Origin of the sequence: Paraburkholderia tuberum STM678, assembly GCF_902833905.1 — a bacterium.
Taxonomy (GTDB): domain Bacteria; phylum Pseudomonadota; class Gammaproteobacteria; order Burkholderiales; family Burkholderiaceae; genus Paraburkholderia; species Paraburkholderia tuberum.
Genome location: NZ_CADFGP010000002.1, coordinates 21,225 through 34,249 on the forward strand (window position 1 = coordinate 21,225; position 13,025 = coordinate 34,249).

The window sequence follows — 13,025 nt, forward strand, 5'->3', positions numbered from 1 at the left end:
TCCGCCTCGTCCTTCTTTCGGGGGCCCGTTGTGGCCCCTTTCATCCCATTACGGGCGGCTTTCAGTCGCCCTAAAGCCGCCGTCTCCCGAGCCGTAAACCAGTAAATCGATGCCGTTCGCGGCCATGCCCGCCCCGCGCGTCGCCTGTCCCCTTTTCGCGCCTGCCCATGAACTCTCTCTTCTTGCGCCGCGCCAGCGTCGGCGCGCGGCTTGCCGTGCTCTCGTGCGTGCTGGTCGCGTTGATTTTCAGCACCTTCGCGTGGGCGTTCGCGCACGCCGCCGGCGACCAGGTGCGCGACCAGGTGCTCGCCCGCATCGCCGAAAAAGACCGCTCGATCGCCGCGATGATCGAGCTGTTCGACAAGGCGCTGTCGGCCGAAGTCGATCGGTCGATGGCGCTGTTCGCGAGCTTCCTGCCCACCGACTTCTCGCTCGACGACACGCAGAAAGTCGACATCGGGAGCACCGCGACGCCGACTTTCAAGGCCGGCGGCAAGGTGCTGAATCTCGACTTCACAATTCCCGACCAGTTCCTCGAACGCAGCGGCGCGGTCGCGACCGTGTTTGCGCGCAGCGGCGACGACTTCGTGCGCGTGACCACCTCGCTGAAGAAGCAGGACGGCACCCGAGCGGTCGGCACGCTGCTCGACCGCAAGGGGCCGGCGTATGCGCCGCTGCTCGCAAACCGCTCATACACCGGCCTCGCCATGCTGTTCGGCAAGCGCATGATCACGCAGTACCGGCCGATCGCCGACGCGAGCGGCCGCGTGATCGGCGCGCTGTTCGTCGGCGTCGACGTGGACAAAGAGATCCAGTCGGTCCAGGACGGCATTCACGCGCTGAAGATCGGCGCGAGCGGCTATTACTTCGTGCTCGACGCGTCGAGCGGCGCGGAGCGCGGCAAGCTGCTCGTGCATCCGGCCGCCGCGGGCCAGAAAGCCGACGACGCCAACGCGCCGTATCAGCGCATGCTCGACATGAAGCAGGGCGAGCTCGACTACCGCTCGGCCGACGCGACGCTCGGCGAGAGCGACGCGCGCGACAAGTTCGTGTCGTTCGTCACGGTGCCGGAGTGGCAGTGGCTCGTCGGCGGCGTCGCGCCGCGCGACGAAGTGATGGCCGAGGTCGTGCGCACCCGCAACGCCTTCCTGCTGCTCGGCCTCGCGCTGGTCGGCCTGTTCGCGATCGTGTTCCTCGTCGCGGTGCGGCGGCTCGTCAGCCGTCCGCTCGACGAAGCCGCGCGTGCGTCGGAGCGTCTCGCCGCGGGCGATCTGAGCGTGCGCGTCGCGCAGCACGGCCGCGCGCGCGCCGACGAGATCGGCCGCCTGATGCTGGCGATCGACGGCATCGGCGAAGGCCTCGCGCGCATCGTCGCGCAGGTGCGCAACGCGTCGGCCGACATGTCGGCGGGCACCGAGAAGATCGCCACCGGCAGCGGCAACATCGCGATGCGCATCGCGACCCAGGCGAGCAGCCTCGAAGAGACCGCGGCGAGCATGGAGCAGATCACGTCGACCGTGCAGCAGAATGCCGATCACGCGACCGAAGCGAACACCCTCGTCACCCACGCCGCCGACGCCGCGCTCGAAGGCGGCCGCGCGGTCGAGCGCGTGGTGTCGACGATGGGCGAGATCGGCCGCTCGTCGCAGAAGATCGCCGAGATCACGACGGTGATCGAGGGCATCGCCTTCCAGACCAACATCCTCGCGTTGAACGCGGCCGTCGAAGCGGCGCGCGCGGGCGAGCACGGCAAGGGCTTCGCGGTCGTCGCGTCGGAAGTGCGCGCGCTCGCGCAGCGCAGCGCGGCGGCGGTGAAGGAGATCGAGGGGGTGATCGCGGCGTCGAGCGCGAACGTCGACAGCGGTTTTCGCATTGCCGAAGAAGCGAGCGCGACGATGCAGGGAATCGTCACTCAGGTCGGTCAGGTCCGCGCGATCATGAGCGAGATCAATGTCGCGTCGCGCGAGCAGTCGGGCGGCATCGAGCAGGTCAACCTGGCGGTCACGCAGATCGGCGAGGCGACGCAGCAGAATGCGACGATCGTCGTCGATGCGCAAGCCGCGGCGGCCGAGTTGCGCGAGCAAGCTGCGCGGCTCGCGCAGCTGGTCAGCGTGTTCAAGCTCGAAGGCGAGCGCGGCTGACGGATCTGCTTAATGTGGACGGCGGCGGACGGCGGCCGCCGCGCTCAGAACTCGACGTCCAGTTCATCGATCTCCTCGACCTCCTGACGCGCGAGCGCGATCCACTCGCGCATTTCGGGCAGCGCCATGATGCGCTGCCCGTATTCGACCATATCCGGATCGAGTTGCACGTCATAGGTCACGAAACGCGTAACCACCGGTGCGTACATCGCGTCCGCGGCGGTCCGCTCGCCGAACAGGAACGGGCCGCCGTACTCCTTCAGACATTCACGCCAGATCGTCACGATCCGCTCGATATCCGATTGCGCGCGCGCCCATACCTTGAAGCCCGGGAAATGCGCCTTCAGGTTCATCGGCAGCGCCGAACGCAACGACGCAAACCCCGAATGCATCTCGCCGCAGATAGAGCGGCAATGCGCGCGGGCGCGGATCTCGTGCGGCAACAGCGCGGCTTGCGGCTTCAGCTCGTGCAGATATTCGGCGATCGACAGCGTGTCCCAAACCTTGACGCCGTCGTGTACGAGGCATGGCACCAGAATCGACGGCGACAGCAGCAGTAGTTCGGCGCGCGTCGCGGGGTCGTCGATCGGCACCACGATTTCTTCGAACGGCAAGCCGCTGAACTTCGTCAGCAGCCAGCCGCGCAGCGACCACGACGAATAATTCCTGCTGCTTATCGTGAGCGTAGTATTTCCCATACGTGTGTCCTCCAGATCGGGCATCGCGCCGCGCGTGCCTGCACCCATGCACGCCGCGGTGCGCGCGCGCACCAAAACGCGGCAAGGCCGGCCCATTTCGCCTACGCATGCAAGTGATATGCCGACCCACGCAGATATGACGCGATACAGGGCAACGCGCGCCAGCGCCTGGCGCACCACTTGCTTTTATTCGAGTTCCTGTCTTTCCAGCGCATTCAAGTGAAAGTATGAATCTGTTCGCCTATCCTGCCTATCAGGCCTGCGCCGACCTGCTGCTACCGTTGCGGCACGGCGCGGCGCTGGCGAACCGTTCGCTCGATGCGTGGTCCGCATTCGCCGCTACGCCGCACGGACGCTCGCTGCGCGCGACGTGCGAACTTCTGATGCTCGGCGGACTCACGCCGAAGCGGCCGCCGTTCGGCATCGATAGCGTCGTCACCGAAGGCGAGCCGGTCGCGGTGGTCGAGGAAGTCGTCGCGCGCACGCCGTTCTGCTCGCTGCTGCATTTTCGCAAGGACGCCGTGCTTTCAACGCCGCAGCCGCGCGTGCTGATGATCGCGCCAATGTCGGGCCACTTCGCGACGCTGCTGCGCGCAACCGTGCGCACGATGCTGACCGAGCACGACGTCTATATCACCGACTGGCACAACCCGCGCGACGTGCCGCTCGGCGAAGGCCGCTTCGGCTTCGATGAATTCGTGCGCCACGTGATCGACTTCACCGCGACGATCGGGTCCGGCACGCATCTGCTCGCGGTCTGTCAACCGACCGTCGCGGCGCTCGCCGCCGTCGCGCTGATGGCCGCCGACGACCATCCCGCGCAGCCGGCCAGCATGACGCTGATGGCCGGCCCGATCGACACGCGCACCAATCCAACGCGCGTCAACGAACTGGCCAGGAGCCGGCCGATCGAGTGGTTCGAGCGCAATCTGATCAGCGCGGTGCCGTTCGGGTTTGCCGGCGCGCAGCGTCGCGTGTATCCGGGTTTCGTGCAGCTGGCCGCGTTCATGGCGATGAATCCGAGCCGCCACGCCGACTCGTTCGAAACGATGTACTACGAGCGCGGCAAGGGCGATCCGCAGAAAGCCGACACGATTCGCACGTTCTACGAAGAGTACTTCGCGACGATGGATCTGACCGCCGACTTCTATCTGGAGACCGTCGACACCGTGTTCCAGCAGCATGCGCTGCCGTTACGCGCGCTCGAAGTCGAGGGGCGTCTGGTGGAGCCGTCGAAGATTCGCCGCACCGCATTGCTGACCGTGGAAGGTGAAAAGGACGATATCTGCGCGGTCGGTCAGACGCTCGCCGCGCAGGACATGTGCGATCGTCTGCGGCCGTATCTGAAGACGCATCACGTGCAAACGGGCGTCGGCCACTACGGCGTGTTCAGCGGACGTCGCTGGGAGCGGGAGATTTATCCGCGCGTGCGGGCCGTGATTTACGACAATGAACCGCGCGCGGTGCTCGTCAGCTCGCGTGCGCGCCCGATCCAGCCGGTGCCCGCGGCGATTGCGGCGGAAGTCACGGCGGCCGCGCCGGTCGCGGCTGCGGTCGTCGAGGTTGAAGTGGATGCGCCCGTGGGCGGGAGCGGCAACAGTGACTCCGCGGCAATAACGTCCGCGCAGTCCCCACGCAAGCCGCCGCCGGTGACACCCTGAGCGATCCGCTACTCAGCGGAAGCCGCTGAGGGCCAGTTCAGGCCGTTGGCCGGATCATCTGGAACATCTCGCCGATCTGCGCATAGTCGGCGCGATAACCCGCGCGCATGATCGGCTGCGCGGCGTGCGTGTCGAACAGGCCGTCCTTCAGATACGCGTCGTCGATATGCACGCCGACCACCTGGCCGAGCGACAGATAGTTGTCCATCGGCTTGCCGTCGACATCATGCAGACGCACGATCTGCAGCAGCTTGCATTCGAGCGCCGCCGGCGATTCGGCCACGTGCGGCACCGCCACGTTGCGGCCCGGCGCCGGCGTGAGCCCGGCCAATGCGAACTCGTCGACGTGCGGCGCGACCGGCGCCGACGAGCGGTTCATCTGCTCCGCGAGCGGCCGGGTGGCGAGATTCCAAACGAATTCGCCGGTCGCCTCGATGTTGGCGAGGCTGTCCTTGCGGCCCTCGCTGCTAAAACCGATGATCGGCGGAAAGGTCGCGAACGCGCCGAAAAAGCTGTATGGCGCGAGATTGAGCGTGCCTTCGGCATCGCGCGACGAAATCCAGCCGATCAGCCGCGGCGCGACGATCGCCTTGAAAGGATCGTGCGGGAGGCCGTGACCGGCGGCGGGGTCGTAGAAGTAGTGAGGCATGAAGTGGCTTGGGGCTGGCTTGGAGTTGATTTAGGTTCGCTTGCGACGCGTGTGGCAGTTAGCGCGAAAAGCGGCGGAGTACCAGGCACGGAACGGCTATTTATACCGCACTAGCCGCGCCCGATCACGCGCTTGCGCCCGTCCTTTACCCGCGCGATGCGCGCTTCATCCCAGTCATGAAACCCCGCGCCGCTGCGCACGCCGACACGCCCCGCGTCGACCTGCGCGCGCAGCAGATCGATCACGTCCTCGTCTTTCGCGAGTTTCGGCATCAGATGCGACGCGATGTCGACGAACGTGTCGAGTCCGCCCATGTCCGCGCCCTCGAATGGTCCGACGATGCCCCAGCGACGTCCCAGCGAAGCTTTCATCACGCGATCGACGACCTCGGGCGTCGCTGCCCCCGAACGCACGATGTGCAACGCCTCGCGCAGTACCGCGAACTGCAGCCGATTACCGACGAAGCCCGGAATCGCCTTCGCGAGCACGACCGGCTCCATGCCGATCGCGCTCATCAGTCCGGCGGTTTGCCGCACGACTTCAAGCGCGGTCTCGGTGCCCGGCACGACCTCGACGAGCGGAATCATGTGCGGCGGGTTCCAGAAATGCGCGATCACGAAGCGTTCTTTCGCGCGCAGCGGGATGGCAAGCTGGTCGGGCGGGAAGCCGCTGGTGTTGCTCGCGAGGATCGCATCATCGGCGAGCAGGCTGGTCAGCGTCGCGTAGAGGCGGTGTTTGGGTTCGAGCACTTCGGGAATCGCCTCGATCACGAAGCGCGCTTGCCCGATCGCATCGAGTTGCGCATTGGTTTCGATGCGCGCGAGCGCCGCCTGTTTGGCAGCATCGTCGATACGGCCCGCGTCGATCAGTTCGTCGAGCACGGCTTGCGCTTTCGGCGCGACGCTCGCGAGTCGCGCCGGATCAACGTCGTGAACGATCGTCCGGTATCCATGCAACGCGGCCTGCGTCGCAATGCCGACGCCCATCAGTCCCGTGCCCACCACCCCTATCGCTACATCCTGTGTCGTCTTGTCCACACGCGCTCCCGCTGCCGTTGATGAAAGCCCCGAAGCATAGCGCAGCACGCGCAATACCACGGTCGGACTCGCACGTCCAAATGCGACGAAGCCGGCCTTCCCCTCGAGGGAAGACCGGCTTCGTGGACTTACGCCGCCTGTTGCGACGCCATCAGGCGCGCTTTAGTAGCGCGGGGGCGGGGTGCGGTGATCGTCGCCGCGGTGGTGCGGATCGTAGTCGTGCGGATGATGGCGCATCCACTCGTCGTGCTCCCAGTAGCGGTGGCCGTCCCAGTAACGATCGCCGTGCCAGCCGATGTTGATCGACACGCCCACCGGCATCATATGCGGTTGGCCGTACACGACTGGTGCCGGACCGTGTTCGACGATCACGCGGTCTTGCGCGAATGCGCTACCAGCCGCGACGAGTGCGCCGCCCGCGAGCAGCGTTGCGATCAGCGAGCGCGATGCCTTGCCAAAGTTTTTCATAATGACCTCCCGTCAAAGTTTTATTCCAGGCCAGCGTCCGTGTTTGCTCGGATCGTGCGATTCGCTTCGTTCGCTTCGCTTGTGAGCCGAACCAGACGCCGTACGCTTGAGACTCACTTTAGCGGCCCGAATCGCGTGAAGACGTTAGCACTTGTAAGCGAGCATTTCATAGATGGGGCCTGTTGATGGAAGCGCGGTGTCGCTTTCGCGCTTCATTCAACGAAGGTTTACGGGCAATGCTTTCATTCGACTCGCTGAATCAGCGCGAAAGGTGGTTACATTCATTTCGGCCCCGAAATAATTCGCAAGGAGTCGGACAGACACTGGGGCCTGGCGCTGATACGTCTGTCTCGTCGCGCAATGGTGCATCGCGATAAGAGAGCCCCAAAAAACAAAAAGCCACGATCCGCATTTCGCGAATAGTGGCTCAATGAAAAGCGCACTCGGGGTGCGCGCCCCGGCGCGTTGTCGCGCGCTCGGGAGGGTGCGGCTGGTTTTTAGTCCGTCAGCTTGATGCCGAACAGCGTGGCCTGCGCGCGGCGCAGACGCTCTGCTTCACGGGCACGCGCTGCGTACGAGTAGTCCGAATCCAGCGGCAGATGGGGCGACGCAAAGAGGTCGCTGACCTGTTGGAACAGTGCAAAGATGTAGCTCATGGCGACTCCCGGTTAGTGACTGCGTTGCTAGGGTTTTCCCTTAGTTGTGATTATAGGGGTTTTCCCTAGAGAAAAGCTAGTGCACTGCAGCAAATTTTCGCTGCGGCGGGTTGCCGCGATGTCATTGGGCCGGGAGGCGTTGCATCGCGACAACGTCCCCGATTTAGTGACTCGGCGGCCGCCGGTGCGAAGCGGGAGCGTGCCTCGCGCGCGTCGGCGTCGCGCTGGGCTGTAGGGGCGCGGCGGGGGGCGCTGCGGTGGGGGTCGTGGCGGCGGGCGCCGAGGCGGCGTTCGCTGTCGCCGCATGCGCGTCGAGCAGGCTCACCATCGCCGCTTGCTGGTTCTGCATCATCTGTTCGATGCGGTGTTGCTGGGCCGTCGTCTCGCGCGTGAGGCGCATCAGCAGCAGCGTCTGCGCGATGCCGATCGCCACTGTCACCAGCAGCGCACCGACCACGATCGACAGCATCCATTTCACGCGCCGCGAATGATCGGTCGCGGCGCGGCGTTGATCGGCGATCACGCCATAGAGCGCATCGACCGTATCGGCGAACGCGGTGGCACGCGCGCGGTCGAGTTCCGGCTCCGAGCGTAGCGCGGTGGCGGCCGCGTCGGTGCGGCGCGCGTCACGCGAGGAAGTGGCGAATCCGGCGTGGTTGTCTGCGGACGAGGACCGGGGTGTCGTCAACTGCGCGGTGGCGGAGAGCTTGTCGTCCTGTTTCGTGGTCACGGCCTCTGGCGAGGCGGATTGCGTACGCGTCGCGGGCTCGTCGGCGGACTGGCTCATGCTACTGCCGTCGGTCGCAGCGGACGTTGCAAGCGAAGCCGGGGCGGTAGCCGCCGCTGCATCGCGCGATGCCGTCGCGGCTTTCGCGAACGTCGCGGCGAAACGCTGCTGTGGCTTGCCCGCGCCCGCCGTCGCAGCCGACTCCGCTTCGGCCGCCTGGCGCAACGCGGTCACGCTGCGCGCGACGGTCGCGGCGGCCATCGCCGAACTGGGCGGCGCGGATGGCTCACGCGACGTTGCCGCGGGCTTGTGGTCGGTGTTTGCTGCGGCGTTCGGCGCTGAGCCGTCGGGGGCGCCGTTCGCGGGCTCGTTTGCGGGCTTGTTTGCAGACGCATCCGCAACCGCCATCACCGGCTCGACGTCAAACCCGCTCAACAGCCCGTTCACCGGCATCGGCGCATCCAGCTTCGCCGCACGCGGTGCGCGGCGCGCAGTTTTGTCGAGCGACCCGTGTTCATCGAATACGCCGACCGCCTGCAGCACCACGTCCGGCAGTTCAAAGCCGTGCAGCGTGCCTTGGCGGACGTCGATATTCATCGCCTCGAGCGTCGCGCGGGTCGGATCGTCGGGGAACAGGTCGAGCGTGCTGTCGTCGCGCGCGACGCCGCTCAGTTGCGCGAGGCGTTGCGCCGAGCGCGCCGCGCGCGCCAGCTTGTTTTCGGTTTCGGTGGAGACGGCGCCCTGGCGCTGCTTCTTCGAAGCGACGCGCGGGGGCATGGACTGCGGGGATGCTACGGAATCTGCCATAGAGGAAAAAGCGGTCGTCGCCAGGAACGGGGCGCCGGATGCCGCTTGTCATTGCCATTGGAATATTTAGAGCCAGCATTGTCGCATGGCGCTCCGCCCGTGCCGAAGCCATTCCCCGTCGATTTGCGCCCTTTCGCGCGCCTCGCGCCTTTCACGACCTCGCGTCGTCGCCCTGGAATTCCCGCACGCCCTCTCATTGCCGAAGGCGAGCGCAGATCGACTCGCATTCCGCATTCCGCATTCGACACGCGATGCAGCGTGATGATCACTTCGTCGCACTCGTTCACATCGTCGCTTTGCTGCATCACGAATCACGCGGACACGATCATGATGAGCGCCGAGCCCACGCAGACCAACATGTGCGTGCGCAAGCCCGCCGCCCACGACAACTGCTCCCGCTCGTAGCCGATCACGCTGCCGAGCATCGCGGCCAGCACGAGACGGGAGATGAGTTCGAGATTACCGGGCATCGTTGTTCCTCCTTATCCGAAATGAGCGGCGGCGGCAGCTCAGTGCGCCTCGCGTTGCGCATTCCATACGGCTCGTGCATCTGTCGCGCCTGATGCGTCTGTCGCCCCACGTCGGCGTCGAGCATTTCGGATGCTTGACCCAAGCTGTCAGCGCGAGGCGTTTGCTTTATGCTAGGCCGCACACCGCAGCAGTCTCGGCGAGCGGAATCGTGAACCGCCGCCCTGAACGCTGCCTCGACACACTGCGCGCGTTGCGCGCCCGAACCAACCGACGATGCCAAGCACGCCCCCTCCCCCTGCTTCGACGACCACCGCCGCGACCGCGCTGCGCGAGCACTTCGCGAACGTGGTGCTGCCGATGTGGCGCGGACCCGGCTTCAATCACGCGTTGCAGCTGCCCTACGAAGCGCTCGACGCCACCGGAGGCGAGCCGCTACCCGCGCAACGCTATCGGGCGATGGCATGCGCGCGGCAGCTGTTCACGTTTGCACAAGCGGGCGACATGGAACACGCGCGCGTGCTGTTCGATTCGCTGACCCGCACCTTTCGGGACGCCGATCACGGCGGATGGTTCTACAGCGTCGACGCGCTCGGCCTGCCGCTCGACACGACCAAGGACCTCTACACGCACGCGTTCGTCGTGTTCGCGTGCGCGGAATACGCGCGGCGCTCCGACGACCTCGACGCGCTGAAGCTCGTGCACAGCACGACCGCGCTGATCCAGTCGAACTTCGCGGCCGACGGCGATCTGTTCAACGCCGCGCTCAACCTCGACTTTTCGAAGGTCACCGCCACGCCGTTGCAGAATCCGCTGATGCACCTGACCGAAGCGTGGCTCGCCGCCTGCGAGGCGACGCGCGACAACGTCTTCGGCGCCGCGTTGCGCCGCCTCGCTGGCGCGGTCGCGCGACACTTCGTGCATGCGCCGAGCGGCTGTATCGCCGAATTGCCGATCGGCGCGAGCGGCAACCGTCTGGAGCCGGGACATCAGTTCGAGTGGTACTGGCTGGCCAGGCAGGCGGGCGCGCTGCTCGACGGCACGGGACTAACCGACGCGCTGGCGCGCGCCTTCACCTTCGCGCAGCAGCATGGTGTGGACCCGGACAACGGCGGCGTGTGCGCATCGCTCGACGAGGCTGGCAAGGTCAGCGACGCGACCCAGCGGATCTGGGCGCAGACGGAATATCTGCGCGCGCTCGCCAGTCACGACGATCCGGTTGTGCGCGCGGCGCTGCCGCAACAGATCGCACGTTTTCAGCGATGCTTTTTGCATGAACACGGCTGGTTCGAATGCAAGACATCGAGCGGCGAAATTGCACGTACGGACATGCCGTCAACGACGCCTTATCATCTGGCCACCGCCTACGCGGCGCTGCCTGTGGACGCCGAATTTCGAGCGGGAACTTAGCCGAATTTGGCCAGTGATAGATGAAGTTCCACGCTTGATCGCCTCAACAAAGTGCGGCACGCACGGACGAATGTCCGCCGCCGGGTCGCGAGAGAAATTTGATGTTGCTGGTAAACCCTGGCGCAAAAAAGTTCTCGTCAGACGTTCTCAAAGCGCGAAAAAACATCAAAACCGGGGAATACCCGGACGCAGGTTGATTGGCGTCTGTCATAAAGACGTGATACAACTCTCCCCTCGCGCTCGCTCTCGCATTGGTGCGATCGCGGTCGCGATGCAATACACAACATTTATTTGGATCAAAAATGGCAACAGGTACTGTTAAGTGGTTTAACGATGCAAAGGGCTTTGGCTTCATCACCCCGGACGACGGCGGCGAAGACCTGTTTGCACACTTCTCGGAAATCCAGTCTTCGGGCTTCAAGTCCTTGCAGGAAAACCAGAAAGTGTCGTTCGAAGTCAAGCAAGGCCCGAAGGGCAAGCAGGCTGCAAACATCCAGCCGGTCTAAGTTCCTTCGGGTACTTTGAGACAGACTTGGACGTCACGATAGGCGCCTCTACAGGCGCTTGCGTCTAATGCAAAATGGCTCGCTTTACGCGGGCCATTTTCTATTTCTGCGTCCGTTTTCAAGCGTCGCCGCTTTAAAGCGCATGCATTCCGGTTAATGCGAATTCTGCGTTTGCGACGGACAGTGCTCCGCGCTGTTGCGTACGCAACACACTTTCAGAAATTTCGAACACGGAAACGGCCTGTTTCAATTGCTCGGTTTGCTGATGTAGTGAAGCCGCCGCCGCCGCGGCCTGCTCGACGAGCGTCGCGTTCTGCTGCGTCATCTCGTCCATCTGCACGACCGCCTGATTCACCTGCTCGATGCCGGTGCTCTGCTCGAGCGACGACGCGCTGATTTCGGCCATCATCTGCGTGACGCGCGAGATCGACGCCGACACATGACTCATCGCTTCGCCGGCGCGCTCGACGAGCGTCGAGCCACCCTGAATCTCCGCGACCGATTCGCTGATCAGCGTCTTGATTTCCTTCGCCGACTGCGCGCTGCGTTGCGCGAGGCCGCGCACTTCGCCGGCTACGACCGCGAAGCCGCGGCCCTGCTCGCCCGCGCGCGCCGCCTCGACGGCGGCATTCAGCGCGAGGATGTTGGTTTGGAACGCGATGCCGTCGATCACAGAGATGATCTCGGCGATCTTGTCCGAGCTCTGCGCGATGCCGCGCATCTTGTCGACCACCTGATTGACGACTTCACTGCCGCGCGACGTCGCGCCAAGCGCGGTCTCGGCGAGCGCATTGGCTTCGCGCGCATGATCGGCGTTCTGGCGCACGGTCGCTGTGAGTTCCTCCATGCTCGATGCCGTTTCCTCGAGCGATGCTGCCTGGTTTTCGGTGCGCGCCGACAGATCGGCGTTGCCGGTCGCGATTTCGTTGGCGCCAAGATGGATCGAGTCGGCCGATTCGCGCACGCTCTTGACGGTGCGTGCAACGCTTGCCTGCATCGTCGCGAGGCCCGAGAACAGACGGCCGATTTCGTTGCTGCCGCGTGCGGCGATCGGTTGATCGAGACGGCCTTGGGCGATGCGCTCGAAGTGGCGGCCCGCTTCCTCGAGCGGTGCCACGACGCCGCGGCGCAGCGCCGTATAGACGGCGAGCGTGCCGGCGACGAGCACGAGCAAGATCACCACGCTGACGATGCGAAACGCCGCCACGCGCGCATCGATCGAATCGAGCGACGCGCGGCTCGCGGCGTCGCCGAATTGCCCGAAGTTGTGCACTTCCGCCAGATAAGCGTCCTGAAACGACTGCGTCGGCTGATCGAGGAAGGCCTGGATGTTGTTCGAGTCGAGATACTGCGCGAGTTCCGCGAGCGCGCCATGCAGCGTCTTGTAGCGTTCGGCGAGCGCGGCGGCGCGCGCGCTGTTTTCGTCGCTGGTCTTCTGCGCGCTCATGAAGGCCGCGAAAGACTGATCGGCGGCGGCGAGCTGTTCGCGAGCGTGCTGCACGATGTCCGTGGGCTCGGTGCCCCCGCGCACCATGCGCGTGCCGGCACGCGACAGGTTGATGCGCGCGTCCATCAGGCGCTGCGTCGTCTGGTTGACCGCGTCGACCTGCTTCAGCGCGATGTTCGACAGATCGCCGACGTCGTCGTGCGTGCGCGTCAGTGACCAGAAGCCCAACCCTACCGTGACGAGCTGGAAGACGCAGAACGCGGCCAGAACACATAGCAGGCCGGATGCGACCTTGATCTTGCTGAACATCGTGGACACCTGGGAACAAAGAATGACGGGGTTACACCAGG

The 13,025-nt window shown here is 65.1% G+C and carries 11 protein-coding genes and 1 pseudogene; 4 read left to right on the forward strand and 8 right to left on the reverse strand.

All coding sequences use genetic code 11. The features are described from left to right. Positions 1-167: 167 nt before the first annotated feature. Positions 168-2,141 (forward strand): methyl-accepting chemotaxis protein, encoded by a 1,974-nt coding sequence (locus tag HWY30_RS01725; protein ID WP_090808255.1) that lies wholly within the window; start codon positions 168-170, stop codon positions 2,139-2,141. A 44-nt stretch (positions 2,142-2,185) separates the two neighbouring features. On the opposite strand, the gene HWY30_RS01730 is transcribed toward HWY30_RS01725, so the two are convergent. After that, entirely contained in the window at positions 2,186-2,839 is a 654-nt protein-coding gene (locus tag HWY30_RS01730) for a glutathione S-transferase family protein (protein ID WP_090810346.1), read from the reverse strand. A gap of 227 nt (positions 2,840-3,066) precedes the next feature. Here HWY30_RS01730 and HWY30_RS01735 point away from each other — a divergent pair, with 227 nt between their 5' ends. Continuing rightward, on the forward strand, positions 3,067-4,500 hold the full coding sequence (locus HWY30_RS01735; RefSeq protein ID WP_090808253.1) for a polyhydroxyalkanoate depolymerase: 1,434 nt from the start codon (positions 3,067-3,069) through the stop codon (positions 4,498-4,500). 37 nt (positions 4,501-4,537) lie between these two features. Here HWY30_RS01735 and HWY30_RS01740 read toward each other — a convergent pair whose 3' ends face one another. The 6 genes and pseudogenes from HWY30_RS01740 to HWY30_RS41380 form a co-directional block, all read right to left on the reverse strand. Continuing rightward, positions 4,538-5,149: a flavin reductase family protein gene (locus tag HWY30_RS01740; RefSeq protein WP_090808250.1), complete on the reverse strand. Its 612-nt coding sequence runs from the start codon at positions 5,147-5,149 to the stop codon at positions 4,538-4,540. Positions 5,150-5,259: 110 nt separating this feature from the next. Further along, positions 5,260-6,135, reverse strand: coding sequence for a 3-hydroxyacyl-CoA dehydrogenase family protein (locus HWY30_RS01745; protein WP_244144759.1), 876 nt, complete (start codon positions 6,133-6,135; stop codon positions 5,260-5,262). A gap of 213 nt (positions 6,136-6,348) precedes the next feature. Then, the gene (locus tag HWY30_RS01750) at positions 6,349-6,654 is read right to left on the reverse strand and encodes a hypothetical protein (RefSeq protein ID WP_090808246.1); all 306 of its coding nucleotides are present in this window, start codon (positions 6,652-6,654) and stop codon (positions 6,349-6,351) included. A gap of 497 nt (positions 6,655-7,151) precedes the next feature. Then, positions 7,152-7,310, reverse strand: a complete 159-nt coding sequence (locus HWY30_RS01755) for a hypothetical protein (RefSeq protein ID WP_167368734.1) — start codon at positions 7,308-7,310, stop codon at positions 7,152-7,154. Positions 7,311-7,473: 163 nt separating this feature from the next. Next, positions 7,474-8,844, reverse strand: coding sequence for a hypothetical protein (locus HWY30_RS01760; RefSeq protein ID WP_090808244.1), 1,371 nt, complete (start codon positions 8,842-8,844; stop codon positions 7,474-7,476). 314 nt (positions 8,845-9,158) lie between these two features. Further along, positions 9,159-9,314, reverse strand: a pseudogene (locus HWY30_RS41380) (MgtC/SapB family protein); the annotation flags it as partial. A 274-nt stretch (positions 9,315-9,588) separates the two neighbouring features. Between HWY30_RS41380 and HWY30_RS01770 the strand changes: the two are divergent. Then, complete coding sequence (locus HWY30_RS01770) at positions 9,589-10,722, forward strand: AGE family epimerase/isomerase (RefSeq protein WP_090808242.1); 1,134 nt, start codon at positions 9,589-9,591, stop codon at positions 10,720-10,722. A gap of 302 nt (positions 10,723-11,024) precedes the next feature. Next, entirely contained in the window at positions 11,025-11,228 is a 204-nt protein-coding gene (locus HWY30_RS01775) for a cold-shock protein (RefSeq protein WP_018424088.1), read from the forward strand. 133 nt (positions 11,229-11,361) lie between these two features. Here HWY30_RS01775 and HWY30_RS01780 read toward each other — a convergent pair whose 3' ends face one another. Continuing rightward, the gene (locus HWY30_RS01780) at positions 11,362-12,984 is read right to left on the reverse strand and encodes a methyl-accepting chemotaxis protein (protein ID WP_090808240.1); all 1,623 of its coding nucleotides are present in this window, start codon (positions 12,982-12,984) and stop codon (positions 11,362-11,364) included. Positions 12,985-13,025 lie beyond the last annotated feature (41 nt).

Excerpts from the sequence above, each read along its gene's own strand:
- HWY30_RS01735 (WP_090808253.1), top strand. The coding sequence starts at position 3,067 with ATGAATCTGTTCGCCTATCCTGCCTATCAGGCCTGCGCCGACCTGCTG.
- HWY30_RS01755 (WP_167368734.1), bottom strand. The coding sequence starts at position 7,310 with ATGAGCTACATCTTTGCACTGTTCCAACAGGTCAGCGACCTCTTTGCG.
- HWY30_RS01725 (WP_090808255.1), top strand. The coding sequence starts at position 168 with ATGAACTCTCTCTTCTTGCGCCGCGCCAGCGTCGGCGCGCGGCTTGCC.
- HWY30_RS01750 (WP_090808246.1), bottom strand. The coding sequence starts at position 6,654 with ATGAAAAACTTTGGCAAGGCATCGCGCTCGCTGATCGCAACGCTGCTC.
- HWY30_RS01775 (WP_018424088.1), top strand. The coding sequence starts at position 11,025 with ATGGCAACAGGTACTGTTAAGTGGTTTAACGATGCAAAGGGCTTTGGC.
- HWY30_RS01745 (WP_244144759.1), bottom strand. The coding sequence starts at position 6,135 with ATGGGCGTCGGCATTGCGACGCAGGCCGCGTTGCATGGATACCGGACG.
- HWY30_RS01780 (WP_090808240.1), bottom strand. The coding sequence starts at position 12,984 with ATGTTCAGCAAGATCAAGGTCGCATCCGGCCTGCTATGTGTTCTGGCC.
- HWY30_RS01770 (WP_090808242.1), top strand. The coding sequence starts at position 9,589 with ATGCCAAGCACGCCCCCTCCCCCTGCTTCGACGACCACCGCCGCGACC.
- HWY30_RS01760 (WP_090808244.1), bottom strand. The coding sequence starts at position 8,844 with ATGGCAGATTCCGTAGCATCCCCGCAGTCCATGCCCCCGCGCGTCGCT.
- HWY30_RS01740 (WP_090808250.1), bottom strand. The coding sequence starts at position 5,149 with ATGCCTCACTACTTCTACGACCCCGCCGCCGGTCACGGCCTCCCGCAC.
- HWY30_RS01730 (WP_090810346.1), bottom strand. The coding sequence starts at position 2,839 with ATGGGAAATACTACGCTCACGATAAGCAGCAGGAATTATTCGTCGTGG.